27 protein-coding genes, 1 tRNA gene, 1 other RNA gene and 1 pseudogene are annotated in these 23,893 nt (G+C 68.9%); 14 read left to right on the plus strand and 16 right to left on the minus strand.

Annotation, left to right across the window (positions count from 1 at the left end; all coding sequences use genetic code 11):
• Nucleotides 1-29 precede the first annotated feature (29 nt).
• The 3 genes from ACZ5UI_RS01915 to ACZ5UI_RS01925 all read left to right on the plus strand — a co-directional run bounded on the left by ACZ5UI_RS01915 (nt 30) and on the right by ACZ5UI_RS01925 (nt 2,564).
• Nucleotides 30-722: a glycoside hydrolase family 16 protein gene (locus tag ACZ5UI_RS01915; protein WP_464193665.1), complete on the plus strand. Its 693-nt coding sequence runs from the start codon at nt 30-32 to the stop codon at nt 720-722.
• 151 nt (nt 723-873) lie between these two features.
• Nucleotides 874-1,896, plus strand: coding sequence for a glycosyltransferase family 4 protein (locus ACZ5UI_RS01920; RefSeq protein ID WP_464193667.1), 1,023 nt, complete (start codon nt 874-876; stop codon nt 1,894-1,896).
• The gene (locus tag ACZ5UI_RS01925) at nt 1,893-2,564 is read left to right on the plus strand and encodes a class I SAM-dependent methyltransferase (RefSeq protein ID WP_464193669.1); all 672 of its coding nucleotides are present in this window, start codon (nt 1,893-1,895) and stop codon (nt 2,562-2,564) included. The genes ACZ5UI_RS01920 and ACZ5UI_RS01925 overlap by 4 nt, the downstream gene beginning before the upstream one ends.
• 19 nt (nt 2,565-2,583) lie before the next feature.
• Here ACZ5UI_RS01925 and ACZ5UI_RS01930 read toward each other — a convergent pair whose 3' ends face one another.
• On the minus strand, nt 2,584-2,886 hold the full coding sequence (locus tag ACZ5UI_RS01930; protein ID WP_464193671.1) for a DUF427 domain-containing protein: 303 nt from the start codon (nt 2,884-2,886) through the stop codon (nt 2,584-2,586).
• 365 nt (nt 2,887-3,251) lie between these two features.
• On the minus strand, nt 3,252-3,491 hold the full coding sequence (locus tag ACZ5UI_RS01935; RefSeq protein WP_464193673.1) for a hypothetical protein: 240 nt from the start codon (nt 3,489-3,491) through the stop codon (nt 3,252-3,254).
• Between the two features lie 274 nt (nt 3,492-3,765).
• On the opposite strand from ACZ5UI_RS01935, the gene ACZ5UI_RS01940 reads away from it, so the two are divergent.
• Nucleotides 3,766-4,191 carry a hypothetical protein gene (locus ACZ5UI_RS01940; RefSeq protein ID WP_464193675.1) on the plus strand — a complete coding sequence of 142 codons (426 nt, stop codon included), beginning with the start codon at nt 3,766-3,768 and terminating at the stop codon, nt 4,189-4,191.
• A 20-nt stretch (nt 4,192-4,211) separates the two neighbouring features.
• Nucleotides 4,212-4,862, plus strand: a complete 651-nt coding sequence (locus ACZ5UI_RS01945) for a hypothetical protein (RefSeq protein ID WP_464193677.1) — start codon at nt 4,212-4,214, stop codon at nt 4,860-4,862.
• Between the two features lie 503 nt (nt 4,863-5,365).
• Here the strand turns inward: ACZ5UI_RS01945 and ACZ5UI_RS01950 are convergent.
• Complete coding sequence (locus ACZ5UI_RS01950; protein WP_464193679.1) at nt 5,366-6,316, minus strand: MGMT family protein; 951 nt, start codon at nt 6,314-6,316, stop codon at nt 5,366-5,368.
• Nucleotides 6,317-6,322: 6 nt separating this feature from the next.
• Nucleotides 6,323-6,373 (minus strand): annotated as a pseudogene (locus tag ACZ5UI_RS01955) (hypothetical protein); the annotation flags it as partial.
• Between the two features lie 10 nt (nt 6,374-6,383).
• On the opposite strand from ACZ5UI_RS01955, the gene ACZ5UI_RS01960 reads away from it, so the two are divergent.
• On the plus strand, nt 6,384-6,686 hold the full coding sequence (locus tag ACZ5UI_RS01960; RefSeq protein WP_464193681.1) for a hypothetical protein: 303 nt from the start codon (nt 6,384-6,386) through the stop codon (nt 6,684-6,686).
• Nucleotides 6,687-6,832: 146 nt separating this feature from the next.
• On the opposite strand, the gene ACZ5UI_RS01965 is transcribed toward ACZ5UI_RS01960, so the two are convergent.
• From ACZ5UI_RS01965 to ACZ5UI_RS01995, 7 genes are all read right to left on the minus strand, one after another.
• Nucleotides 6,833-7,057 (minus strand): hypothetical protein, encoded by a 225-nt coding sequence (locus ACZ5UI_RS01965; protein WP_464193683.1) that lies wholly within the window; start codon nt 7,055-7,057, stop codon nt 6,833-6,835.
• Between the two features lie 525 nt (nt 7,058-7,582).
• The gene (gene fusA, locus ACZ5UI_RS01970) at nt 7,583-9,631 is read right to left on the minus strand and encodes an elongation factor G (protein ID WP_464193685.1); all 2,049 of its coding nucleotides are present in this window, start codon (nt 9,629-9,631) and stop codon (nt 7,583-7,585) included.
• Nucleotides 9,632-9,935: 304 nt separating this feature from the next.
• The gene (locus ACZ5UI_RS01975; RefSeq protein ID WP_464193687.1) at nt 9,936-10,280 is read right to left on the minus strand and encodes a hypothetical protein; all 345 of its coding nucleotides are present in this window, start codon (nt 10,278-10,280) and stop codon (nt 9,936-9,938) included.
• Nucleotides 10,281-10,908: 628 nt separating this feature from the next.
• Complete coding sequence (locus tag ACZ5UI_RS01980; protein WP_464193689.1) at nt 10,909-11,736, minus strand: hypothetical protein; 828 nt, start codon at nt 11,734-11,736, stop codon at nt 10,909-10,911.
• A 377-nt stretch (nt 11,737-12,113) separates the two neighbouring features.
• Entirely contained in the window at nt 12,114-12,773 is a 660-nt protein-coding gene (locus tag ACZ5UI_RS01985; RefSeq protein ID WP_464193691.1) for a hypothetical protein, read from the minus strand.
• 167 nt (nt 12,774-12,940) lie between these two features.
• Nucleotides 12,941-13,933, minus strand: a complete 993-nt coding sequence (locus ACZ5UI_RS01990; protein WP_464193693.1) for a tyrosine-type recombinase/integrase — start codon at nt 13,931-13,933, stop codon at nt 12,941-12,943.
• Nucleotides 13,934-13,982: 49 nt separating this feature from the next.
• Nucleotides 13,983-14,067, minus strand: a tRNA-Leu gene (locus ACZ5UI_RS01995).
• Between the two features lie 107 nt (nt 14,068-14,174).
• On the opposite strand from ACZ5UI_RS01995, the gene lexA reads away from it, so the two are divergent.
• A complete protein-coding gene (gene lexA, locus ACZ5UI_RS02000; protein ID WP_464193695.1) occupies nt 14,175-14,792 on the plus strand; it encodes a transcriptional repressor LexA in 618 nt (205 codons plus the stop codon).
• Nucleotides 14,789-15,046 (plus strand): hypothetical protein, encoded by a 258-nt coding sequence (locus tag ACZ5UI_RS02005; protein ID WP_464193697.1) that lies wholly within the window; start codon nt 14,789-14,791, stop codon nt 15,044-15,046. The genes lexA and ACZ5UI_RS02005 overlap by 4 nt, the downstream gene beginning before the upstream one ends.
• Here ACZ5UI_RS02005 and ACZ5UI_RS02010 read toward each other — a convergent pair.
• Both ACZ5UI_RS02010 and ACZ5UI_RS02015 read right to left on the minus strand, forming a co-directional pair.
• Nucleotides 15,043-15,354 carry a hypothetical protein gene (locus ACZ5UI_RS02010; RefSeq protein ID WP_464193699.1) on the minus strand — a complete coding sequence of 104 codons (312 nt, stop codon included), beginning with the start codon at nt 15,352-15,354 and terminating at the stop codon, nt 15,043-15,045. The genes ACZ5UI_RS02005 and ACZ5UI_RS02010 overlap by 4 nt on opposite strands.
• Before the next feature lie 23 nt (nt 15,355-15,377).
• Nucleotides 15,378-16,802 (minus strand): DHA2 family efflux MFS transporter permease subunit, encoded by a 1,425-nt coding sequence (locus ACZ5UI_RS02015; protein WP_464193701.1) that lies wholly within the window; start codon nt 16,800-16,802, stop codon nt 15,378-15,380.
• Between the two features lie 113 nt (nt 16,803-16,915).
• Here ACZ5UI_RS02015 and ACZ5UI_RS02020 point away from each other — a divergent pair, with 113 nt between their 5' ends.
• The 3 genes from ACZ5UI_RS02020 (at nt 16,916) to rnpB (ending at nt 18,578) form a co-directional block, all read left to right on the plus strand.
• Nucleotides 16,916-17,212 (plus strand): hypothetical protein, encoded by a 297-nt coding sequence (locus ACZ5UI_RS02020; RefSeq protein WP_464193703.1) that lies wholly within the window; start codon nt 16,916-16,918, stop codon nt 17,210-17,212.
• 34 nt (nt 17,213-17,246) lie between these two features.
• Nucleotides 17,247-18,236, plus strand: a complete 990-nt coding sequence (locus ACZ5UI_RS02025; protein ID WP_464193705.1) for a sigma-70 family RNA polymerase sigma factor — start codon at nt 17,247-17,249, stop codon at nt 18,234-18,236.
• Nucleotides 18,237-18,243: 7 nt separating this feature from the next.
• An RNA gene (gene rnpB, locus ACZ5UI_RS02030) (RNase P RNA component class A) lies at nt 18,244-18,578 on the plus strand.
• A gap of 41 nt (nt 18,579-18,619) precedes the next feature.
• Here rnpB and ACZ5UI_RS02035 read toward each other — a convergent pair.
• Both ACZ5UI_RS02035 and ACZ5UI_RS02040 read right to left on the minus strand, forming a co-directional pair.
• A complete protein-coding gene (locus ACZ5UI_RS02035; protein ID WP_464193707.1) occupies nt 18,620-18,982 on the minus strand; it encodes a hypothetical protein in 363 nt (120 codons plus the stop codon).
• 96 nt (nt 18,983-19,078) lie between these two features.
• Entirely contained in the window at nt 19,079-19,567 is a 489-nt protein-coding gene (locus ACZ5UI_RS02040) for a DUF4395 domain-containing protein (protein WP_464193709.1), read from the minus strand.
• A gap of 142 nt (nt 19,568-19,709) precedes the next feature.
• On the opposite strand from ACZ5UI_RS02040, the gene ACZ5UI_RS02045 reads away from it, so the two are divergent.
• The 3 genes from ACZ5UI_RS02045 to ACZ5UI_RS02055 are packed head-to-tail and all read left to right on the plus strand — an operon-like array spanning nt 19,710 to nt 22,293.
• Nucleotides 19,710-20,897, plus strand: coding sequence for a Y-family DNA polymerase (locus ACZ5UI_RS02045; RefSeq protein WP_464193711.1), 1,188 nt, complete (start codon nt 19,710-19,712; stop codon nt 20,895-20,897).
• Nucleotides 20,894-21,418, plus strand: coding sequence for a hypothetical protein (locus tag ACZ5UI_RS02050; RefSeq protein WP_464193713.1), 525 nt, complete (start codon nt 20,894-20,896; stop codon nt 21,416-21,418). Before ACZ5UI_RS02045 ends, ACZ5UI_RS02050 begins: the two co-directional genes overlap by 4 nt.
• Nucleotides 21,415-22,293 (plus strand): DNA-3-methyladenine glycosylase family protein, encoded by an 879-nt coding sequence (locus tag ACZ5UI_RS02055; RefSeq protein ID WP_464193715.1) that lies wholly within the window; start codon nt 21,415-21,417, stop codon nt 22,291-22,293. The genes ACZ5UI_RS02050 and ACZ5UI_RS02055 overlap by 4 nt, the downstream gene beginning before the upstream one ends.
• Before the next feature lie 7 nt (nt 22,294-22,300).
• Here ACZ5UI_RS02055 and pgi read toward each other — a convergent pair whose 3' ends face one another.
• Nucleotides 22,301-23,842 (minus strand): glucose-6-phosphate isomerase, encoded by a 1,542-nt coding sequence (gene pgi / locus ACZ5UI_RS02060; RefSeq protein ID WP_464197739.1) that lies wholly within the window; start codon nt 23,840-23,842, stop codon nt 22,301-22,303.
• Nucleotides 23,843-23,893: the final 51 nt, after the last annotated feature.

A 23,893-nucleotide genomic window follows, 5' to 3' on the forward strand; every position in this document is an offset into this window, starting at 1 on the left:
CTGGCCGTAGCGCCTACGCTCCGTGGCTGATGACCGCCGCCCGCGCTGCCGGCTGGATCCTGCTGGTGGCCTGCGCCGTCGCGCTCGGCGCCTGTGGCGGCGGGTCGGGTGAGCAGGCCGAGGTCTCGACGTTCCGCGAGGCCGACCCGGCGGCCTGGAAGGTGTCGGTGCATCCGCTCGGCCGCGGTCGCTTCGAGGCCCGCAACGTGCAGTTCACGCCCGATGGCCTGCGGCTCGTCATGCCCCAGGGCTCGCTGAACGGCGGCGAGCTGCAGTCGACGTCGCTGTTGGGTTCGGGCACGTACCGCGTGCGCATGCGCGCCTCGGCCGCCCAGGGCTCGATCAGCGCCTTCTTCCTGTACGTGCACGACGACGCCACCGACACCAGCGACGAGCTCGACTTCGAGATCCCCGCGGTGCCGGTCGGCGAGTCCAACCGGGTGCTGGTCACCGTGTGGCGGATCGGCTCCAAGCAGCCGGTGGCCCAGCGCGTCGTGCCGCTCGACTTCGACCCCGCGGCCGCGCTGCACGACTACGAGCTGGAGCGCGACGGCGGCGACGTGGTCTTCCGCGTGGACGGCCAGGAGGTCTTCCGCTCCGACCAGGCGCCGACCCAGGACCTGCGTCCGATCTTCAACGCCTGGTACCCGACCTGGCAGGACCCGACGGTGCCGCCCGCGCCCGGCGAGGTCACCGTCGATCGGTTCGAGTTCCAGCCGTAGGTGGACGGCACGCCTAGCATCTGTGTCGTGACCTTCGCTGCGGCTTTGCGCCGCGCCCTTCGCCCGTCGTCCCACGGCGATTAGTCGCGTCGTCACCCGGGTCCTCGCCAAGCTCGAGCCTGGCGGTGCCCAACTGTCGGCCCTGCGGGTCGTGCGCGGCCTGGAGGCCCATGGGATCGCGTCGCGCGTGCTCGTCGGCTGGGCCTCGCCGGAGGGGCTCGCGCTGGCCGCGCGGATGGGCGTCGCGGTCGAGGTCTACGGCGTCCACGGCAACCTGCAATGGCGGGCCGATCCCGGGTTCGCCGCGTGGCTCGGACCGCGGTTGCACGATGCCGCGCTCGTGCACGCACACATGTTCGGGGGCTGGTGGGCCGCCGCGCAGGCGCTGCCCGACGGCGTGCCGCTGGTGGCCAGCGAGCACAACGCGCTGGTCTGGCCGGGGGCCGAGCCGATGGCCGAGCTGCGCGACGGGCTGCGCCGTGTCGATGCGTTCTACGCCCACGGTCCCGGTGCCCGCGAGGCGATCCTCGCGGCCGGTCTGGACGAGGCACGCATGCGCGTGGGCGTCTCGCCGGTGGCCGATCTCGACGGCCAGCCGTTGCCCGGGCTGCCCAAGCCGCGCATCGTGTTCGCCGGGCGTCTGCATCCCGACAAGGGGCCGGACGTCCTGCTCGAGGCGCTCGCGCTGCTGCCCGATGCGCCGATGGCGCTGCTGCTCGGCGAGGGCCCGTTGCGCGAGTCCTTGGCCGCGTCGATCGTCGGGCTCGGGTTGACCGAGCGCGTGCAGCTGTGCGGCTGGCAGGCCCGGCCCAGCGGCATGATCGCTGGAGCCAGCGTCCTGGTGATCCCCTCGCGCGACGAGTCGTGGTCGCAGACCGCCGTGCTGGGCATGGCCCGCGGCGTCCCGGTGATCGGCACCGACGTCGACGGCTTCCCGGCCACGCTGGCTGGGGGACGCGGCATCGTGGTTCCGGTCGAGGACCCCGTCACGCTGGCCGCCGCGATCGGCGATGTGGTCGAGGGCCGCCGAACGACGGACCTCCTGGCCGCCCGCCGCTACGCCTTGCAGTTCGCGCTGGATCGCGTGGTGGCCGAGTACGCCGCCGCCTACCGCGAGCTGGCGGACGTCACGCCCGACGACGGGCGCGACGAACCAGAGGAGATCCCGGCATGAGCGCCGTCGCTGGAACCGTCGATTGGACCGACCACGACGCGATCGCCCTGCACCTGCTGCGGCCGTTGCTGGATCACGGCGGGTACCTGCCCTGGAGCTCCGGGGCGATGCGCCCGTCGGGCCTGGTGACGATCTGCAACGAGATCGTCCTGGGTGGTCGCCGGCGGGTGGTGGAGCTTGGCGCGGGGGCCAGCACGCTGCTGCTGGCCCGGCTGCTGCGCTCGCTGGATGATGGCGGGCGGTTGGAGGCGATCGAGCACGACGAGCGCTGGGCCGCGTGGGTTGGTGAGCGCCTGGCCCGAGAGGGGTTGGCGGACGTCGCGCGGGTGACCCTCGCGCCGCTCGGTCCGCACCCTGCGGCGATGGGCGAGTTGTCGTGGTACGCACCCGACGCGCTCGCCGCGGCGGTGAACGGCGAGCCCATCGACCTGCTCATCGTCGACGGCCCGCCTGCGTACGCGGACGGCGCCGGCCTGGCCCGGTATCCCGCGCTGCCCGCGCTGGCGGAGTCGTTGACCGATGATGCCGTCGTCGTCCTGGACGACGTCATCCGCGACGGCGAGGCCACGATCCTGGCGCGCTGGGAGGCCGAGACGGAGTACCGGTTCGAGCGTCGCCTGCTCGAAGCGATCGCCGTCGGCCGTCGCGCGCCCGCCGGCGCCGCCTGACGCCCCGGCCGCGCGGAGATCAGCCGATCGTCACCTGCGCCTTGTCGAACGCGACAAACCCGCTGTAGTCCTTGCCGACCCGCTCGAACGAGGCGGGGTAGGGCTCGGGATAGCTCCAGGCTGCGTCATGGTGCGTCGACCCGCTCGCCGTGATGTCGTGGTACTGCGCATCGCCCTTCCACGGGCAGTTGTACGGCGTCGAGCTGTCGCTGAACATCTCCGAGTTGAGCGACGAGGGCGGAAAGTAGTAGTTGCCCTCGATCGTGATCAGGTCCGCCTCAGCCGCATCAGCCACGACGACACCATCAATCGTTGCCTGCATGTCTCCCGCTTTCCGTTGTCGATCTGGATACGCCGACCGCGGTCGCCACGATCAGCGAGCACGATCGGCACTGTGCAAACTTGGGGATTCACCGTGAGCCAGGCTGGGTTTCACGGAGGCCTTGATCTGACCCTGTTTCGGTGGAGTCGGGACGCTGGAATCCGGCGGCCTGGTTGGAGTTCGTCAGTGCAGTGTGACGGCAGCCGAGCGCCGGCGGCAGGGGCGATTCCAATCACCGCGCTCAAGCAGGGTCGCGGCGAGCTGTCGTTCGCGCTCGTTCGGCAGGCCGGAGAGGCTGGGCTGCGTCGAGCTCCCCGCGGTCTCGGCCAGCTCGGTCTGGCTGTACACCGCGATCGGCCGGCTCGTCACCGTCGAGAACTGACAGCGCGTCGTGCCGCGCCACGCTGCCACGCTGCGGTGCGCTCGACCTCGTTGAAACCATAGAGGTGCAGCCCGGCCACCGGCCGGTCGGCGGGCGCCGCGGCGAGCAGGCCGGCGACTAGCGTGTCGGGGCGGAACTGGCGGTGGGCGAGCAGTGTCAGGACGGACCGTGTGTTGCCGCGCATGAAGGACAGCGCGCCGCCGACACCGATGCGCGCGCTCATCTCGATCAGCCGTGAGCGGCGCACTCGCTCCGGACGATGCTGCCGAACCCGTGCAGTCGCAGGTAGTCGACGGCGCCCTCCGAGCCGCGTTGGAACTGGAGGCTTCGATAGCCGCCCCATCGTGGTGACGACACGGCAGCGGCGCTGGCCGCTGCGTGTTGCCCGCGCACCTCCTTTCGCCGCGACGAACATTGGAGCGCTAAAGAGCACTTGCGCAACGCTCTGCTAACCGGTAATCGTTCCCGCCTTCGGGGATCGGCGCAGGGAGGCAACCGTGGAGGGCTACATCGGTCGGCGCGTGCTCATCGCAGGCGTGATGGCCTTTGGTATCGGCCTGTCGGCGATCCCGGCGCGGGGCGCCGGTGCCCCGAACACAGAGATTCCCGCCGCGGATCAGAAGCAGATTGACCAAGCTCGCGCGGAGGCGGCTGCGCGAGACGCGGCCCGACGTACGCCGGAGGCAGCAAGGAGACGAGCAGCCTCACGTGCAGCGTACGTCGGTATCGGAGACGACGAGGCCCGATCGGTCGCGCAAGTGGCACTGGGGCCGACCGCTTTCGATAGCTCCGGCGCGGAGCTAAAGGTGCCGGAGGGTCATCGCGTGGCCGAATTTGATGACGAGAATACGGCGGTTATCAAGGACGCAACGGATGACGAGGCCCCCCGGCTGCTCGCCGTCTCGAATACCCCATGCAGCTGATGAAACGGCGAATTCCCCTGATGGCGGTCGCCTCGCTCGCGATCGCCGCCGCGTTGGCCGGTTCTGGAGTCGCTTCGCCATCGCCAGAGTGCGTTCCAGGGAAGTCCGCGAGCCTCTCCGGGCGGATCGTCTTGGCCCGTGGACAGCTAGCGTTCGTGAGCCCGCGTCAAGGCGGCTACCCACTGTACGGCTGCTTCGCGGGCGGTGAGGGCCCGATCTTCGCGGCGTTCTCGCGTGGTTGGTTCCCGAGGCCGGCGCTCGATATCGACGGTGATGTCTTCGGTTTCACCTCGTTCACCGCCGACGGCCTGGAGATCGTCTCCTATGAGGCAGCCGACAACGGCTTTCAGTACCGGTTCCAAGTGCTACCTCGCCGCGTAGGCGGGCTACGCATCAGAGGTCAGGACCGATTGGTGGCCTGGATCACCTGCGGCCGCTATGTCGACTACCGCAGCGACAACTTCAGGCCGAATCCGAACCCTGACTGCCGCCGAAACAGCCACTCGCTGAAGCGAGTGTTCATCGGGGTGCCAGGACAGGAGAGTTCCCATCTCATCGCCTTGGGGCGCACTATCGATCCTCACCGCCTCGAGATTCACGAGAACACGCTGACGTGGAGGAATCGCGGCCATGTGCAGCGGTTCGTTCTGCCGCCTCCAGCGGTCGAGTGAGGTCTACGCGGCCAGATGAGCGGCGTACCCGGAGCGCAGCGCTGATTCAGGAGCGATCGACGCCGTCGAATGCGGCGTCGAGAACTGGCCCCCGCGCTAGGTCGCGCTCGAGGTCGACGAGCACGACACAAACGCGCTGTATGCGCCGGGCGGCGTGGCCCATGTATCTTTGCTGGTGGTGCGCTGCGGCACGGGCGGGGCCGGTCACCGACTCGTGATGGTCCGCGTCGGGGCCCGGCAAGCCGACGACCAGCTCGTCGGACCGCTTGCGTCCGCGCAGAGGGTCCGGGGTTCGACTGCATGGCGTAGCCGTCTCATCGAGGCGGGCGGTCGCGTTGGCTAGCGCTGTTCGCGCGAAGCAGCAGCGAGGCATGTCCTGCATCTGCACGCTCGTCGGCCATAACGCCAAAGGTGCGTAGCTGCAGGCATCCACGCCGGCGCGTCCGGCGTCACCCATCAAGTCAAGGCGCCGAGAGTGGGGTCGCGGCCACGAAAGGTGCGATCTAGCCCTGTCGGTCGGACTGCCACTCGGCGAAGGTGCATCGCTGCCTTGAAGCCGCTCGTCCGCTCTGGTCGATGCGGACGCCTTCCGAGCGGAGGACTTCTCGCACCCGGGCGGCGTTGGCTGGCACCCCCGGACCCGCGGGCCGGAATCCGTCGGGTACGAAGCCGTCTGCTCTCAGGACTCGGTACACGTGGGGGACCCGATCGCCCTCTCTGCGCAGCCAGCTTCCGATCGCCTGTGCGGCTTGCGGGCTGCCGCCGGCGATGGCGACGTCCTTGTAGGCGGTCCATCGACCCGTTGGGACGGCCGAGATGAAGGCGTTTGCTCGACGAAAGTCGATCGGGGTCATGGCCGGATGATATGAAGGTCGCCGTGATTGGGAGACGTCGCTGCAGTGCAGGCTGTGAACGGCTGATCGAGGAGGCCTTGTGAGCGCGATCTGGCGAAGGGACTCGGAGGAGTGGCGGCCGCTACTTCCGTCCGGTTTCGCGAGCGAGGCGGTCCTGCACGACCTGTCGAGGACGCGCCGCATCTGCTGCCGTTGTCGGGCGATCCCGCGCGGGGAGATGCCGGCCTGGGTCAGGTTGTGGCTGAAGGCCCAAGACGTGAACTGAACGCCGCGATCGCTATGCATCACCAGGCCGTCGCGGTCGGGCCGCCGATGGGTGGCCATCCCCAGCGCGTTGAGGACGAGGCTGGTGGTCTGGGTGGAGTCGATCGACCAGCCCACGACCTTGCGGCTGAACGTGTCCAGCACCACGCAGCAATAGACCTTGCCCTCGCGCGTGGAGTGTTCGGTGATGTCGGTGACCCACAGCTCGTTGGGACGGTCGCGGCGGAACTGGCGCCCGACCAGGTCCAGCGACGTGACCGTATGCAGCTTGGCGCCACGTGGCAGCCGCCGCCGCGGCAGTCCCTTGAGCCCAAGTTGGCGCATGATGTCCCCCACGGCGCAATGGCCGACGCTGATCCCGCGCCCGAACTTCAGCTCAGCCGTGACGCGCAGCGCGCCGTAGGTGCCGCTCGGTCCCGGCTACGCGGACCTGATCGCCGTTGAGGCCGATGGCCGCCTCGCGATCATCGAGATCAAGCTGCGGCGTAACGCGGAGGCGCGTCGGGCGGTGGTCGCCCAGGTCCTGACGTACGCGGCCTATCTGAAGGGCATCGATGTGCAGGCGCTTGAGCGGGATGTGCTCGGCTCCCACATCGCCCAGCGGCCGTTTCTGTCGCTGACTGAAGCTGCCGTCGAAACCAGCCCGGCTCAGTTCAGGCAGACAGTGAGCACCGTGAGCGAGTTGTTGATGGTCTTGGTCGCGTAGCGCTCCTGTTCGACGAGCGACGCGAGCCAACTCTTGATCGTGGCCGTATCGAGTTTGGTGAGGCGGACGTGGTCGAGGGTGGCCATCCGCTTGACGCCATGCAGCCGATAGTCGTTGTGCGTGCCTGGCTCCAGGTACGGCCGACGCTAGCGCAGCCAGCGCACGTAGAACTCGCCGAACGTCTCGCGCGAAGGCGGTGCCACCTCGCCGCGTGAGACCGCGACGATCATCTGTTCTCGCGCGCGTCTGGCGGCGCGCTGGCTCGTGAACCCCCGCTTGGTCGCGCTGCGGCCGTTCGCAGATCGGTACTTGAAGTAGAAGCGCGTTCCCTGCGCCGTTTCGTAGGCGTAGATGCCTCGTTCGCTACCCATCGATGCTCCTCGTCGAGTCGCCGTTTGTTCTCAAAGGCGTTCTCACAAGGCGGATCTCGAGGACGGCAACCCCCAAGCAAACTCGTGCCAGCAAACAAAAAGCCCCGTCAGAGCGGGGCTTTTCGTCTATGCGCCGGAGAGGACTTGAACCTCCACGAGCTATTCGCTCACAAGGCCCTCAAGACGATTTCGCGGCTGTTCGGTGCTTCAAAGCCCCGCTGGAATGCGGGTTTCCGTCGGCAGTCAAAGACGGATTAGACGGGTTTGGCAACGTAGATGTTGCCAAATCTGTTGCCACGACTCTGTTGCCACACCTTTGTTGCCGCGCAGCAACGATCGAATGGTGCTCCGACGAGCTTCGCGATTAGAGCGCTGACTGGGGCTCAACCGCCGACGATTAGGCCGCCGACGAAGGTAAGCGCCAACGACTGCGGGGGATGTCTCGTCAGCGGATGAAGGACGCGCCGACCCACCGGCTGGAACGGCGACGCGGAGCCGCCCCGTTCAATATCAGCGCAGAGCACGTCAAGCAAGAACGCCCGCACGCTCGCCGCCCTCGCGGAGGACCATCTCCGCCACGTGCGGCGGCACTTCCTCGTAGCCGTCGAACTGCATCGTGTAGGTCGCGCGCCCCTGCGACATCGAGCGCACGTCGGTCGCGTAGCCGAACATCTCGCTCAACGGGACGCGAGCGGTGACGGCCAGCGCGTTGCCGCGCCGGTCCTGCCCCTCGATGCGGCCGCGGCGACGCGAGAGGTCGCCGATGACGTCGCCCAGGAAGTCCTCCGGGGTGACGACCTCGACCGAGAAGATCGGCTCCAGAAGCACCGGGTTGGCGCGACGGGCGGCCTCCTGGAAGGCCTCACGGCCGGCCAGACGGAAGGCGATCTCCGAGGAATCGGTGTCGTGGTACTTGCCGTCGGTCAGCGTCACGCGGACGTCGACCATCGGGTAACCCCCGAGAATTCCCTCCCGGTAGACGTCCTCGCAGCCCTTCTCGACGGCCGGGATGAACTGGATCGGAACCGAGCCGCCCTTGATCGACGAGTCGAACACAAAGCCCTCGCCGGGCGCCGGCTCCATGTTGATGTAGACGATGCCGAACTGGCCCGAGCCACCCGTCTGCTCGACGTGGCGACCCTCGACCTTCGTCGCGGTGCCCTTGATGGTCTCGCGGTAGGAGACCTGCGGGCGGCCGACGTTGGCCTCGACCTTGTACTCACGGCGCATGCGGTCAACCAGCACCTCGAGGTGCAGCTCGCCCATGCCCGAGATCTCGGTCTGCCCGGTCTCCTCGTTGGTCTGGACCTGGAACGTCGGGTCCTCCTCGGCCAGACGGCCCAGGGCGACCGACATCTTCTCCTGGTCGGACTTCGTCTTCGGCTCAACGGCCACCTTGATGACCGGCTCGGGGAAGTCGAAGGTCTCCAGCTCGATCGGCTTGTCGATCGCCGCCAGCGTGTCGCCCGTGATGACCTTCTTGATGCCGACCGCCGCAGCGATGTCGCCCGCGTACACCTCCTGGACCTCCTCGCGATCGTTGGCGTGCATCATCAGGATGCGGCCGATCCGCTCGCGGTTGCCCGTGGAGACGTTGAGGATGCTCGTGCCCGCCTCGAGCTTGCCCGAGTAGACGCGGAAGTAGGTGAGCTTGCCGACGAACGGGTCGGCCATGATCTTGAAGACCAGCGCCGCGAACGGCGCGCTGTCGCTCGTCTCACGAGTCTCCTTGTCACGGTTGACGCCGACGGTACCGACGGCTGGGGCGACGTCCAGCGGGCTGGGCAGGTAGTCGAGCACGGCGTCGAGCAGGGGCTGCACGCCCTTGTTCTTGAACGCCGAGCCACACAGGACCGGGTTGATCTCCAGCGCCAGCGTGGCCGTGCGGATCGCGGCCTTCAGCTGCTCGCTCCCGATCTCGCCGAGCCTCGGGTACGTCTCAGCCAACCCTTCATCAAAGACGGCAACCGCGTTGATGAGCGCTTGACGAGCGGCATCGGCCTTCTCGACCAGCTCGGCCGGGATGTCGACGACCTCGATGTCCTTGCCCAAGTCGTCGAGGTACCGGATCGCCTTCATCTCGACCAGGTCGACGATGCCGATCAGGTCGGACTCGGAGCCCCACGGCAGCTGGATCGGGACCGCGTTGGCGCCCAGGCGGTCGATCATCGTCTCGACCGAGCGGTCGAAGTCCGCGCCGATGCGGTCCATCTTGTTGATGAACGCGATGCGGGGGACGTGGTACGTGTCGGCCTGACGCCACACCGTCTCGGACTGCGGCTCGACGCCGGCGACCGAGTCGAACACGGCGACGGCGCCGTCCAGGACGCGCAGCGAGCGCTCGACCTCGACCGTGAAGTCCACGTGGCCGGGCGTGTCGATGATGTTGATGCGGTGATCGCGCCACTCGCAGGTCGTCGCCGCGGACGTGATCGTGATACCCCGCTCCTGCTCCTGCTCCATCCAGTCCATCGTGGCCGCGCCCTCGTGGACCTCACCGATCTTGTAGGTGCGGCCCGTGTAATAGAGGATGCGCTCGGTCATCGTCGTCTTACCGGCGTCGATGTGCGCCATGATCCCGATGTTTCGGGTGTTCTCGAGGCTGAACTTGCGACGAGAGCACTGTGTGACGCGACGGGGCGCCTCGACTTCAACGGATCGGGCTTCGCTTTCCGACGGCACGAGTGGTTGTCCCGTCTCGGCCGGCCACCACAGCTCTTCGTTAGCGGCGGACTCGGGCCAATCTGACAAGATTCGGCGAGCCTCGGCCTTGAGCTCGAGGATCGACGCCTCCGAAAGCTCCCAGGGCGAACCCGCCCCAGAGAAGAGCTCACGAGCGCTCCTCGTGTACTGCTGAAGGAACGCCTCAATCGCAGCGCTATCGGGTCGTCGTGACACTGCCTTCTCCCGCGGCTTTCCGCTCCAAGTATTGACAAAGGACTGTTCCGGCAGTCGCGGCAGCGACTTCTCGAAACGTCTCTTCCTTTCGGGTCTCGGCGATGCCGCCCTGGTCGATCACGAACCTCCGAAATATCGGAGCCCGATACAGCGACGCACACAACATCTCTGCGACCTGCGCATTCAATGGTCGCGGGTCAAGTTCTTCGGACGCGAGGTAAATGAGATCGATGTGGCTCATGAACTTGGCAGCCTCAGGGCCGATCGCGGACATGAACTCGTGGAGACGTAGCTCGTCGGACATGACGATCAGGTGCGGCGGCATGTGACGGTCAATGGATGCTGGCCGGCCGTTGAGCACGACCTAACTCCTCAGGCTCATTGCTAGACGCCAAGCGAACGCGGGCTGCGCTGCGATCCCCGCCGCAATCGCGATCGCGATGAGAAGGCGCGGGATGCCGTGGGTGCTGCTTCGAAGAAACACCTCAGCCCACGCAGCGCCTGCTCCCAGCGCAACGACCGTTAGTACCGCAGCTGCTTGCACGGACAGCCGTCGTGCTTCGGGAAGAAGTCGAACCGGAACCACCGTATTCGAACTCAGGCTGATCGCAACGCTCAGGGCCGCAAACATCAGGCTCTCCACGGTCAAGAGAAGAGTCAGGCTCGCGGCATATGTCAGATCAGGCTGGCTCACGCCTCACCACACCGGTTCCGTCCAGTGATACGGCTGACCTTACGCGGTGAAGAATACTCGTTCGGACAGGGCGAGGCGCTGGAGGCTGGGCAGGCGCGGCGTCATTTCTGCTTGGTCGTTGGGCAGCGGACAAGCCGGTGCGCCAGACGGTCTCAACGAGGCGTTCGTCGATTCCCACCGAATGGGGTCGAGCCGCGCAAGCTTTCTGGCAGGGGTCGAAGGGCCAGGCGTCTTGGGTAGCTTCAGCCGACGGATTCCTCTATGAGATCTGCCGCCCTAAGTCGGTGAGCTCAAACCACATGCGGGTCCGCAGGGGCAGTAGGTCTGGGAACTCACGTACCAGGTCAAGCAAGTGGGAGTTGCAGATGATCTCGGTGGGCCTCGGACTGCCCTCGTATTGGCCGCATGTGGCATACGCAAAGGTGTCTGTTCGATCGTCGGTCTTTGCGCTGTGCAGGTCGCCGAGGTCGACAGGTACTTGGCCTGTCTTGATCTGCACGATCGCGCGCCTCCTGCTCTGGCGATGAATCATCGACCACTCGTATGCAGGCGTATCGCGTTGACGTGCGCGCGGCAACGCCACGAAGTTGCGCGCGACTTGTAGCCAGACATATACGAGATCCTCGACGTCATAGGGGTCGAGGTGGCTGGTCAGTACGTCAAGCGGGGTCAGCTGCAACGGCGGTAGAGGATTTCCGCGGAGGCGGGCCCATAGAAATGCAGACATCTGGCGGCTGCCGGGGTCTCGGATGCGACTGAAGCTCATCCCCGTCCCGGTAAACGCGCGGATCACTGAGCCAGGTACTTCGAGGTCGTTCAGCGGGCGCGGCGCCCACACGACATCGCGTACTTGGTGGACGTCAACCGCCTTCGCCGCTTCGCTGCCGTCGTATCGGTAAGGGCCGATGATCTGACCGAGGAGGTACCGGCCGTGGGTATCGCGGGTCCAGACGAAATCGCCGACTACGGCCTGGGAGCCAAGACGTTCGATGTTCTGCGCGGCGCCATCGCCCCAGCCCGGCTCGGGCCTCGCGCGGGCTGCCTGCGCCGCCTCATCGACCGTCGTGGAGGGGCCGAGTTCGTCCATCCGCCATCCGATGCCGACCAAACCGCGTCGGAGGCAGTGATCGACCTGCGCTTCATGGTCAACGTGTGGGAGCGTCGATCTGAGTTTGGTTCGCCAGATAACGGCTTGCGGATCCGGTCCGTCCGCAGAAGTCAACGTGGCGCGGCTGACGCTCACTTCGTTGCAGCCGTGCAGTCGCGGCCGAACCTAGCTCGCGGCCCAAGCACGGCCGGTCGGCGTTAGTTCGTACATTGCGTGGGTCCGCCGCATGAAGGGGACCCGACGACCGAAGGTCCAGTTTCCTGCAGGAGGCGAAGCGCCCGAGTCGACCAACAGTTGGATCCAGACGTCGCGGTGGACGGCGCCACCGCGATTGTCGATCTCTCGAAGAATACGCTTCATGCTTGGTACCCCCTGAGGTCTCCTCTGCGCTGGGCCTGCCAGAACGCGTGGTTAAGCATGGTTGATGTGTCGTCTTCTCGGGCGATAACGACCACCTTGTTCCACACTCCAGGGGCGCGGACTCGCTGGCCGTACATCTCGGTCCGGAATCCCTCTTTGTAGATGGCTGGAAGGGAATCGCTCGGGCCAAACATTCGACGGCTGCCGTCCAAGCCACGAATCACGGCCAGCAACTCGTTGGTTTCGGCATAGTCGTCTGTCTCCAAGAATTCTACGAGGGGTGTACCTGGGCGCCCCGCGGAGAGGAACGCGACGACGTAGCGGCGATCCTTTCCCCACTTGTTTTCTCGTTCGGTGAAGCCAAGGCCGATGCGAACAGGGCCGAGTCCGGTCACCGACGACTCATAGATGCGATATGGGTCGTAGCTCTCTTCATAGTCCGGCCATCGAAACCGAGCGTCGGTTCGCTCGCCGACAAGTGTCCAGTCGGAGGGCAGGCCTACGCTCTCCGGCGGTTGCCCTCGCACGGCCATGTGCTCAGTGGTCCCGTCTGGTCGATGAACGATTTCGGGCTCTCGGTAGCCCTGGCCGGCTAGCGCCGCGATCACTCCGCCGAGGTCGGCGTCTTGTACTCCGCGAGTCGTCACGTCGAACACGAGACTAATCTCCCGACTAGGAATCTAGTGCGGATACTAGTACCACACTAGTTCCCTATCAACTGCTGCATTGATCGAGTGCGGTGCCGGCACCGGAAGTGGCCCGGCCTTCTGAGACTCAGGGCTACCTTTGTTGAACCCAGTTTCGGAACTGGTCGCGCAGCGCGCTAGATGCCGGCCGCCGCTGCTCGTGCGGCCGCGAGGGCGTCGGCTAGGAGGCTCTCGGCCGCGGCGACAGGCAGTTGGTGTAGAGCTTGCGAGTAGGTGTCGCCTTCCAGGTCGGAGCGCTGCGAGCGGCGGCTGCGGCGCCCGGCCGCCTTGCGCTCCTCGGCCTTGTCGCGGCGAGTGCGCATGATGTGCACGACGCAGTCGTCGAGGTAGTCCAGGTCGGGCAGCTTGACCGCGAGTGCCTCGGAGATCCGCACGCCGGTCCCGATGAGGAAGTCGGCCAGGTCGACGTAGTGGGGGGCGCACGCGTCCAGGTAGCGGTCGATCTCGCCTTTGCTCTCGCGCAGCCAGTCGCGTTCGATCTGGTCCTCGGACACGCGCTCGACCAGCCGGGCGTAGTTCTGGGAGACCTTGCCGGCGCGCACCATGTCGGTCAGGAATGACGACAGGGCGCCGATGGCGTTGTTGACAGTCTTGGCCGACAGGTCGGCGTCGTCGTCCAGCCACAACGTGACGGCGTTGTCGATCGTGTCGTAGTCCAGCTTGCGCAGCGTCAGCGCGCCGAACACGGGCTCCAGCCGCTTGAAGAAGTGGTCCTCATAGCCGTCTCGGGTGCCCTGGGTGATCGATCGCTTGTTAGCCAGCCAGGTCGGATAGGCCACCGCGAAGGTCTCCGCGCTGTGGACCCGTTCGCCGCGCAGAGCCTCGGCCATACGCCGGGTGCGGTACTCCTTGGCCTCGTCCTTGGAGGCCAGGCCTTTCTTCCATTCCTTGACGCCGTTGCTGGAGACCCACATGCAGCGGAAGCGGATGTCGCCGCTCTTGAGCGTGTACCAGTAGACGCCCGGGACGTCGGTGGCGCCGCTTGAGGCGCCGGCGAATGACGTCGTCTGGCGCTTCCTGGGGGGCTGCTTGATGGCCATTTTCGTGCTCCGGATCCGCGATCTCGGTTGCCCCGGCGGTTGACCCAGAGCGCAGACATTGTAGAGCAAAACGGCCTCCTGAACGACGAAAACCCCGTATTCACGGGGTTTTCGCGTATGCGCCGGAGAGGACTTGAACCTCCACGAGCTATTCGCTCACAAGGCCCTCAACCTTGCGCGTCTACCAATTCCGCCACCGGCGCTCGAGGGCGGCAGCGATGGTAGCGATATTGCTTCCGTCCAGGCGCGTCTCTACAGTGTGCGAACACATGTTCCCCCTTGACCACCCAACGCCGTGAGGAGCGAGACCATGGACCTCACCAAGCGCCAGCAGGAGATCTTCGACTTCATCAAGTCGTACTCCGCCAAGCACGGCTACCCGCCGACGGTGCGCGATATCGGCAAGGCGGTTGGGCTGGCGTCGTCGTCGACGGTGCATGCCCATCTGGCCAACCTCGAGAAGGTCGGGCTGCTGCGGCGGGACCCGTCCAAGCCGCGGGCGATCGAGCTGCTGGACCGCGCGGTCGACAGCGTGCGCAACTTCGTCAGCTCGGACGGGCGGCTGCCGCTCGTGGGCTCGGTCGCCGCCGGTCAGCCGATCCTCGCGGAGGAGAACATCGAGGACACGATCACCGTGCCCGCCGAGGCGGGCGGTGACCATGGCGAGTTCGTGCTCCACGTGCGCGGGGACTCGATGGTCAACGCCGGGATGCTCGATGGCGACATGGTCGTCGTGCAGCCGCAGGACACCGCACGCGACGGGGAGATCGTCGTTGCGCTCGTGGGCGAGGAGGCGACGGTCAAGCGGTTCTTCCGCGAGAGCGACCACATCCGCTTGCAGCCCGAGAACGACCGGATGGAGCCCATCCGCACGCGCGAGGTGCAGATCGTCGGGAAGGTCGTGGGACTTCTGCGGGTGATCACATGACGATGCTGTCGCTGTTGGACGGCATCGAGCGGCCGTCGATCCTGGGCTACGACCGGGATGACGAAGACCGCAGCGCGCCGAGCGTCGGCGGGGAGCCGACGCTCGACGAGGTGCTGACCGGAACGTGGGAGGCGCTGCTGGTCGGCCGCGCCGCCACGTGCCTGATGTGCGAGGCCCCGATGGAGGCCCGCTTCTCCGCCGGTCATGTGCCGGTGGGTGGCCGCTGCACCAGCTGCGGCACCGAGCTGTCCTAGGCGGAGATCGCCGGCTCGGCGCGCACGGCGCCGGGTTCGAACAGCCGGTAGTTGCCGATCAGCTCCACCTTGGTCGTCTCGGGTGGGACGTCGCACCGCTCCTTCAGCGCCGCGGTGAACGCCTTGAAGGCCGCCAGTTCCAGCAGTGGCGCGGGCTCCTCGCCTTCGGTAAAGGCAAGGTGGACGAAGCTGACGCCGTCGTCAAGGCGCATCGTCGCGTACCCGAAGCCGGTCGGCGCGACCGCCGACAGCTCCTCGTACACCGCGCGGACGCGGGCCTCGTTCTCGTCGGCGTGGTCGGGCTGCACCCGATAGCGAACCATCACGGTCCTCATTGCTGGACTCCTTCGGTGGTGGGGATGGGAACGACAGGGATGGCGCCGACGACCGTGCGCCGGCGGCTGGGCAGGACCGCGCCGGCCAGGGCGCCGAGCAACGCCAGCCCAGCGGCCACCGCGATCGCCGGGCCGAAGCCGTCGGTGAAGGCCAGCGGCGACGCGTAGCTGCCGGCGCCGGCGAACACCGCGACCGCCACCGCGATGCCGAAGACGCCGCCGAACTCGCGGGCCACGCTGCCCACACCGGCGGCCTTGCCGAGATCCGACACGCTGACCGCGCCGACGACCGCGTTCTGCGCGGCCGGGATCGCCATCGACACGCCGACGCCCGCGAGGATCAGCGGCACGACGATCGAGCCGTAGCTCATACCGGGCTCGGCAGCCAAGGCGATCCACAACGTCGCGCCGGCCTGCAGCAACAGCCCGCCGACGATCAGCGGTCGCTCGCCGATCCGGTCGGCCAGCGTGCCCGCCACCGGCGCCACGGTCAGGAAGGTGATCGTCCACGGGATCAGGCGCAGGCCGGTCGCCAGCGCGTCGTAGCCCATGACCGTCTGCAGCAGCTGCGCGTAGAAGAACACGCCGGTGAACAGCGAGCCGAAGATCAGGAACATCGCCACGTTGCCGGCCGAGAATCCGCGCGAGCGGAACAGCCGCAGCGGCATCATCGGCTGCGGCGCCCGCTGCTCCCACACGACGAACCCAGCCAGGAACGCGACGCCCAGCACCAGCGCAGCGACGACCTCGACGCTGCCCCAACCAGCCTGCGACGAACGCACCAGACCCCACACGACGCCGAACGCGCCCGCGGTCACCAGGCACAGCCCGGGCAGGTCCAGCGCGGTGTCCGAGCCGTAGCTCTCGCGCATCCGGCGCAGCGCCAGCGGCGCCGCGATCAGGCCGATCGGCACGTTGAGCCAGAACACCCACTGCCAGGCCAATCCCTCGACGATCGCGCCGCCGATCAGCGGCCCGCTGGCCACCGCCAGCCCGGTGATCGCGCTGAAGATGCCGATCGCCGCACCGCGCCGCTCGGGTGGGAACGCGGCGCTCAACAAGGCGAGCCCCAGCGGCATCAGCAACGCCGCGCCCGCGCCCTGCACGGCTCGCGCGGCCACCAACCATCCAACGTCGGGCGCCAACGCACACGCCGCCGAGGCCACCGCGAACAGCGTCAGGCCCGCGGCGAACATCCGCCGCCGACCGAGCCGGTCGCCCAACGCCGCCGCCGGCAGCATCAGCACGGCGAACGCGAGGTTGTAGGCGTTCACCGTCCACTCCAGTTGCTCGACCGACGCACCCAGGTCGAGGCGGATCGTGCTCAGGGCCGAGGCGACGACGAGCGTGTCGAGCGCCGCCATCAACGAGCCGATCCCGGTCAGGACGACCACCCAGGCCGTCGTTCTGCGCGCATTCATCTCAGGCGTCCTTCCGCTGTGTGCTGCGTGGTCATCGCCTGCTCTGACGACCACCCCCGCGCGACCTCACCGGTGAGTTTTCGCCGCCCGCGCCGTCTGAGAACTCGACATCGATGTCCGCACCAGTCCCCATCGACCAACGCCTGCGCGAGGCGGCGCGGTCCGGTGACCCCTGCGCGTTCGAGCAGCTGGTCGCGCCGCACCGGCCCGATCTGGTCCGCTTCTGCACGCTGATGGTCGGCTGCCCGTTGCAGGGCGTGCACCTCGCGCGCGACACCCTCGACCACGCCCGCGAGACCATCACGGCCGCCGACCGGCCCGATCTCGAAGCCTGCTCGTCCACGCGCGTGTGGCTGCATCGCCTGGCCACCCGCGCCTGCCTGCGGCGCCTCGGCCCCGACGACCGATGACATTCGGCGCGCGCCGACGTCTACACAGAGCGACATGCCTCAGACCGCCACCAGCGCGCCCACCGAGGCCGCCCTCCTGACCGAAGCCGCCGCCGGCAGCGAGCCCGCCTTCCGCACGCTCGTCGAACCCCACCGCCGCGCGCTGGAGATCCACTGCTACCGGATGCTCGGCTCGGTCCACGACGCCGAGGAGATCGTCAACGACACGTTCCTGCGCGCCTGGCGCCACGCCGGCCGCTTCGACGGGCGCGCGGCGGTGCGCACCTGGCTGTACCGGATCGCCACGAACGCCTGCCTGGACGAGCTGCGCCGCCGCAAGCGCCAGCCGCCCGCCGCGCTGCAGCCCTATCCCGACGCGCTGGCCGACCAGGCCGCCGAGCCGATCTACGACCCCGCCGCCCGCTACGCCCAGCGCGAGGGCATGGAGCTCGCGCTGCTGGCGGCCATCCAGCAGCTGCCCGGTCGCCAGCGCGCCGTGCTGATCCTGCGCGACGTGCTCGGGTGGACCGCCCCCGAGGTCGCTCAGACGCTGGAGATGAGCACGGTCGCCGTCAACAGCGCGCTCCAGCGCGCCCGCGCCACCATCGACGCCCGGCGTCCCGCGCCGACACCGAGCGGGGCGGGGCCGACCGAGCGGGCGCTGCTCAACCGCTACATCGACGCCTGGCAGCGCGACGACGTCGACGCGCTCGTCGCCCTCATGTGCCAGGAGGCCGAGATGGTCATGCCCCCGGGCCCCGACGTGATCGGCGCGGTCGACATCGCGGCGTTCTATCGGGCCCGCATCGCCGACGGCACGCTGGCCTCGATCGATCTGGAGCCCACGCGCGCCAACGGCCAGCCCGCGCTGATCATGCGCAAGCGCACCGACGCCGGCGAGCTGCTCTACGGCGTACTCGTCTTCACCGTCGACGAGGACGTCGTGATCAGCATCGAGGCGTTCCGCGACGCCGAGGCCACACCGCCGTTCGTCGACGCGCACCGCGCCTTGCGGGGCTTGCCGCCCGCGTCGACGCGTCGCTAGATTGGACGGCGCAGGCTAGGCAACCGCGGAGGTGCAAGGCCTTCGAGGAAAGTCCGGACATCACAGGGCAGGGTGGTCGCGCAGGCGACCCGGGGAAACCCGCGGGAAAGTGCCACAGAAATACACCGCCTACGTTCGGGGCTGCAGCTGCGTCCCGAGCCGGCAAGGGTGAAAAGGTGCGGTAAGAGCGCACCGGCGTCGCGGTGACGCGGCGGCCAGGCAAACCCCGCCCGATGCAAGACCAAGCAGGACCGTTCGCAGGCTGCCCGCCAAGGTCCAGGTCGGTCGCTCAGATGGATGGTTGCCCACGACAGAATCCGGCTTATCGGCCTGCTGTCGAGAAGCCCCGCTTCGGCGGGGCTTCTCTAGTTCCGGGGTCGATGTCAGCCGCGCGCGCTGGCCGCGGCGACCTGGCCCGGGCGGGCCTTGACGCCCCGCACGTGGACCACGCGAGCGGCGCTGAAGTTGCAGCCGTTGGCCTTCGCGCTGGCCAGCATCTCGATCGCGGTGTCCCACCACAGCTGGCCCTCGTCGAAGCGCCCGGCGGCGTCCTGGCGATCGCCCTCGGCGAAGGCCTGGTTGATCAGGTCGGCGGCCGCGGCGCAGTACGCGTCGAGGTTCCCGTTGCCCGTCGGATGGGTGCTGATCCGCTGCGCGTTGGCGTCGGTGGCGAGCGTCGCCGCGGTGCCCAGGCTGAGGGTGGTGGCGACGAGGGCGGCGGCGGTGCGGAGCTTGAGCAGTGGCATGACGGTGCACTCCTGACGGTCGGTGGATGCGACCTCTGGAGCGTCGTCGAGCGCGGGCCGCGCGTCTGTCGCGCGCGCGACACGCGGTGTGTCGACTCAGACGGGGCGCGACATACCCGGCCGCGACCAGATGTCCGCGCACTCCTCGCAGACGCTGCGTGGGATCACGCCCGCGCGCATCAGCAGGGCGAACACCTGGCAGCCCAGGCAGATGGCCAGCGCCGACTCCAGGAACGCCGCGAGGACGAGCAGGCCGGTGACGATCCACGCGGCGGTCGCCGCGTCCAGCACGTAGGCCAGCAGGACGGCGGCCAGCGAGAACGCCAGCCCCATCGCCTGGGCGAAGCGCTTGGGCGGACCGGCCACCAGCTTGGGCGCGCCCAGGCGCGGCGCGATCACCTTCGTGGCCAGCAGACCGAGCGGCGAGAACCGCGGTCCGGCCATCACCCGCAGCGCGAAGCCGATGGCCAGCACGATCAGCAGCCACCGCCATTGGGTGGCGATCGCGACGACGGCCAGCAGCACGACCCCGCCGGCGACGACGCGCGCGGCCTTCTCGTTGACGGGATTGGGGAACGTGAACATCGCGGGAATCGACGATAGCCCACCCTGCCAGTGGGGTAATCCGGGAACGAGAGTGCACGACGGCTGGGCCGCCCCGGGGGCGGCCCGGCCGTCACTTTTTGGGGCTTGCGCCGAAGGAGGATCGGTGCGAACATCTGTTCGTATGAACGTGGTCTGCGTCCATCTCCCGCGCTTCGCCCTGGCGGTGGCCGCGGGCGATCGCGCGACGCTGCTGCGTGAACCCGCCGCGCTGGCGCCCGAGCCGGGCCGCCAGCAGCAGATCGGCGAGGTCTCGCTGGCCGCCGAGGCGTTCGGCGTGCGCGACGGGATGCGGCTGGGGGAGGCCCTGGCTCGCTGCCCGCAGCTGGCGCTGATCCCGCCCGATCCGATGGGCGTCGCCGACGCGTGGGAGCGGGTGATCGGCCGGCTGGAGTCGGTCGGCGCCGCGGTCGAGTCCGAGCGCGCGGGCCTGGCCTGCTTCGACGCCAGCGGGCTGCGGCGGCTGCACGGCGGGACCTTCGACGCGACGCTGGAGGCCACGCGCCGCGCGCTGGGACGACCAGTGCGGCTGGGCGCCGGCCCCTCGCGCTTCACCGCGCTGGCCGCCGCGCATCGCGCGCGTACCCGCCGACCAGAGGTGGTCGGGGCCGATGCCGCGCTGTGGCTGTCGGGCGAGCCGGTCGGGCTGCTGGGCCTGCGCCCGCTGACCGCGGACCTGCCCGAGCCGCTGGAGCGCTTCGGGCTGACGACGCTGGGCGAGGTGGCGCGGTTGAGCCGCGGCCACCTGGCCGACCGCTTCGGCCCGGCCGGTCTGGCCGCTCACGCGCTGGTGCGCGGGCGCGACGAGGTGCCGCTGCGCCCGCGGATCGCGGGGGAGACGCTGGAGGAGTCGCTCGAGCTGCCGGAGGCCGGGTCCGGCGCCCAGCTGGAGCGGGCGCTGCACCTGCTCGTCGATCGGGTGCTGGCCCGACGCGAACGGCGCGGGCGCACGCTGCGCGCGGTCGCCCTGGCCGCGCGGCTGGTCGAAGGCGGGACGTGGCGCGAGCGCGTCGTGTTCCGCGAGGCGCTGGTTGATCCCTTGCGCATGCGCCTGGCCGTGGGGCGGCGGCTGGCGTTGCTGCCCGCGCCGGCCGAGTCGCTGCGCCTGAGCGTCGAGCGCTTCGGACCGCCCGGGGGCGATCAGCGTCCGCTGCTGGCCGACTCGGCCGAGGCGCGCGCGGGACGCCTGCGGGAAGCGGTCCGCCAGACGCGGGCCGCCGCCGGACCCGAGGCCGCGCTGCGCGTGCTCGCCGTCGATCCCGACTCGCGGATCCCCGAGCGCCGCGCGGTCCTGACCCCCTTCGAAGCATGAGCGACGGCGGCACCCTCTTTGACGCCCGCGAAGCCTTCGCCGATGAGGAGCGCGGCGGTGACCTGCTGTGGTCCGAGACGCCCGCGCAGCCGATCCCGCTGCGGCCCACCCACGACGTGGCCCCGCCGGGCCTGACCCCGCACGACGATCCTCCGACCGGTCGCGTCGGGCGGCTGGCGCGGGCGGCGGCCAAGCCGGTGCCGAGCGCGCCGTCGCGGGGTCGCCCGGCGCGCGGACGGGCCGACGCACCGAAGGCGATCGTCCCCCCGGCGCGTACCGGCGGCCCGCGCCGCCTGGGCGAGCCGCGCCGGTTGCGCGTCGAGGCCGACGAGCGCGGGCGCCCGCTGGCGGTCGACGGGCGGCCGGTCGACGGCGTGCGCGAGTCGTGGCTGGTCGAGGATCGCTGGTGGACGGACCGGCCGCTGCGCCGGCGCTACTGGGAGATCGTCACCGACGACGGGCGCGACCTCGTCGTGTTCCGCGAGCTGCAGGGCGGCGGTTGGTACCGCCAGCGCGGATGACCCGCTTCACGATCACCCCGCGCGGGCCCTTCTCGCTGACCGCGACCGAGCGCTTCTTCGGCGGCTGGGAGGGCACCACCGGAACGAACATCGACAGCGACGCGCTGCGCGTTGCCTTCCTGGTCGACGACTGGAGCGGGTACGCCGGTCTGCTGGTCCGCCAGGACGATGCCGGCGACGTGCACGCCGAGATCGTCGCCACCCGGGGCGCGCCGGAGATCGCCCGGGTCGAGGCGCAGTTGACGCGCGTGCTCTCGCTCGACCACGACGGCACCGGCTACGCGGAGCTGGGCCAGCGCGACCCGGTCGTCGGCGGGCTGCAGCAGCGGGCCGACTACCTGCGCCCGGTGATCTTCCACTCGCCCTACGAGGCGGCCAGCTGGGCGATCATCTCCTCGCGCGTCCAGCAGCGCCAGGCCATGAAGCTGCGCTCCGCGATGAGCGAGCAGCTCGAGGTCGACGGCGTCGCGCTGGACGTGTGGCCCGCGCCCGAGCAGATCCTGGCCCGCGAGGCGATCGACGGCCTGTCGGCGCAGAAGGTGCAGCGCCTGCACGCGATCGCTCGGGCCGCGCTGGAAGGCGACCTCGATCGCGACGCGCTGATCGACCTGGATCCCGACGAAGCGATCGAGCGCCTGCAGCAGCTGCCCGGCATCGGCCCGTTCTGGGCGTCGCTGATCGAGCTGCGCGCCGTCGGGCCGACCGACGCGCTGGCGCCCGGCGAGCCGCGCATGCGCAAGGCGGCGGCCGTGGCCTACGACCGCCCCGAGCTCGAGCGCGACGACGATGCCTTCGTCGCGCTGGCCGACTCGTGGCGGCCCTATCGCACCTGGGTCAGCGTGCTGCTGCGCGCGTCCGCGGTGCTCGTGCCGTGATTCAGCGCTAGACCGCGCGGCCCTGGGCTTCGCGGTACTTGCGGATCAGCGCGCCGGTCGAACTGTCGTGCGCGAGCTCCGGCGGCGCCTCGGACTGCAGCTCGGGGATGATCTTCTGGGCCAGCTTCTTGCCCAGCTCGACGCCCCATTGGTCGAACGAGTTGATCCCCCAGATCGTGCCCTGGGTGAACACCTTGTGCTCGTACAGGGCGACGAGCGCGCCGAGCGATCCGGGCGTCAGCTTGTCGGCCAGGATCATGTTCGTCGGCTGGTTGCCCTTCGTCACCCGATAGGGCTCGGGCGCGTCGGTCCCGAAGGCCAGCGCCTCGGTCTGGGCGAACAGGTTGGCGGTCAGCAGATCGTGGTGGTCGCCGATGTGGTTCAGCGTGTGCAGGAACCCGATGAAGTCGGCGGGAATCAGCTTCGTCCCCTGGTGCAGCAGCTGGTAGAAGGCGTGCTGGCCGTTGGTGCCCGGCTGGCCCCAGACGATCGGCCCGGTCTGCACCTGGACCTGCTTGCCGTCCAGGTCGACGTGCTTGCCGTCGGACTCCATGTCGAGCTGCTGCAGGTAGGCGCTGAACCGATCCAGGTACTGGTCGTAGGGCAGCACCGCGACCGTCTGGGCACCGAAGAAGTCGTCGTACCACAGGCCGATCAGCCCGAGCAGCACGGGCAGGTTGCGCTCCAGCGGCGTCTCGCGGAAGTGCTCGTCCATCGCGTGGAAGCCGGCCAGCATCTCGCCGAACGCCTCGGGTCCGACGGCGACCATCAGCGACAGGCCGATCGCGGACGGGTAGGAGTACCGCCCGCCGACCCAGTCCCAGAACTCGAACATGTTCGCCGTGTCGATGCCGAACTTGGCCACCTCCTCGGCGTTCGTGGACACGGCCACGAAGTGCTTGGCCACGGCCGAGTCGTCGCCCAGCCCGTCGACCAGCCACTCGCGCGCGGAGTGCGCGTTGGCCAGCGTCTCCAGCGTCACGAAGGTCTTGGAGGAGACGATGAACAGCGTCTCGGCGGGATCGAGCCCGTGCACGTTCTCGGCGAAGTCGGTGCCGTCGACGTTGGAGACGAACCCGAAGCTGATCGCGCGGTCGCTGTAGTCGCGCAGCGCGTCGTAGGCCATGTGCGGCCCGAGGTCCGAGCCTCCGATGCCGATGTTGATCACGTGGCGGATGCGCTTGCCGGTATGGCCGACCCAGTCGCCGGAGCGCACCGCGTTGGCGAACGTGGCCATGCGGTCGAGGACCCCGTGGACCTCCTGGACGACATCGACGCCGTCGACCACGAGCGTCGCGTCGCGGGGCAGGCGCAGCGCGGTGTGCAGGACGGCGCGGTCCTCGGTGACGTTGATGTGCTCGCCGGCGAACATCGCGTCGCGGCGCGCCTCCAGCCCGCGGGCCTGCGCGAGCGCCAGCAGCAGCTCGAGCGTCTCCTCGGTCACGCGGTTCTTGGAGTAGTCCAGGTAGATCCCCGCGCCCTCGGCCACGAACGTGGTGCCGCGGTCGTCGTCCTGCGCGAACAGGTCACGCAGGTGGACGTCGCGCATCTGCTCGTAGTGGGCCTCGAGCGCCTTCCACTCGGGCGTCTCGTTGACGGG

It is taken from the genome of Conexibacter sp. JCM 18997, assembly GCF_055391915.1.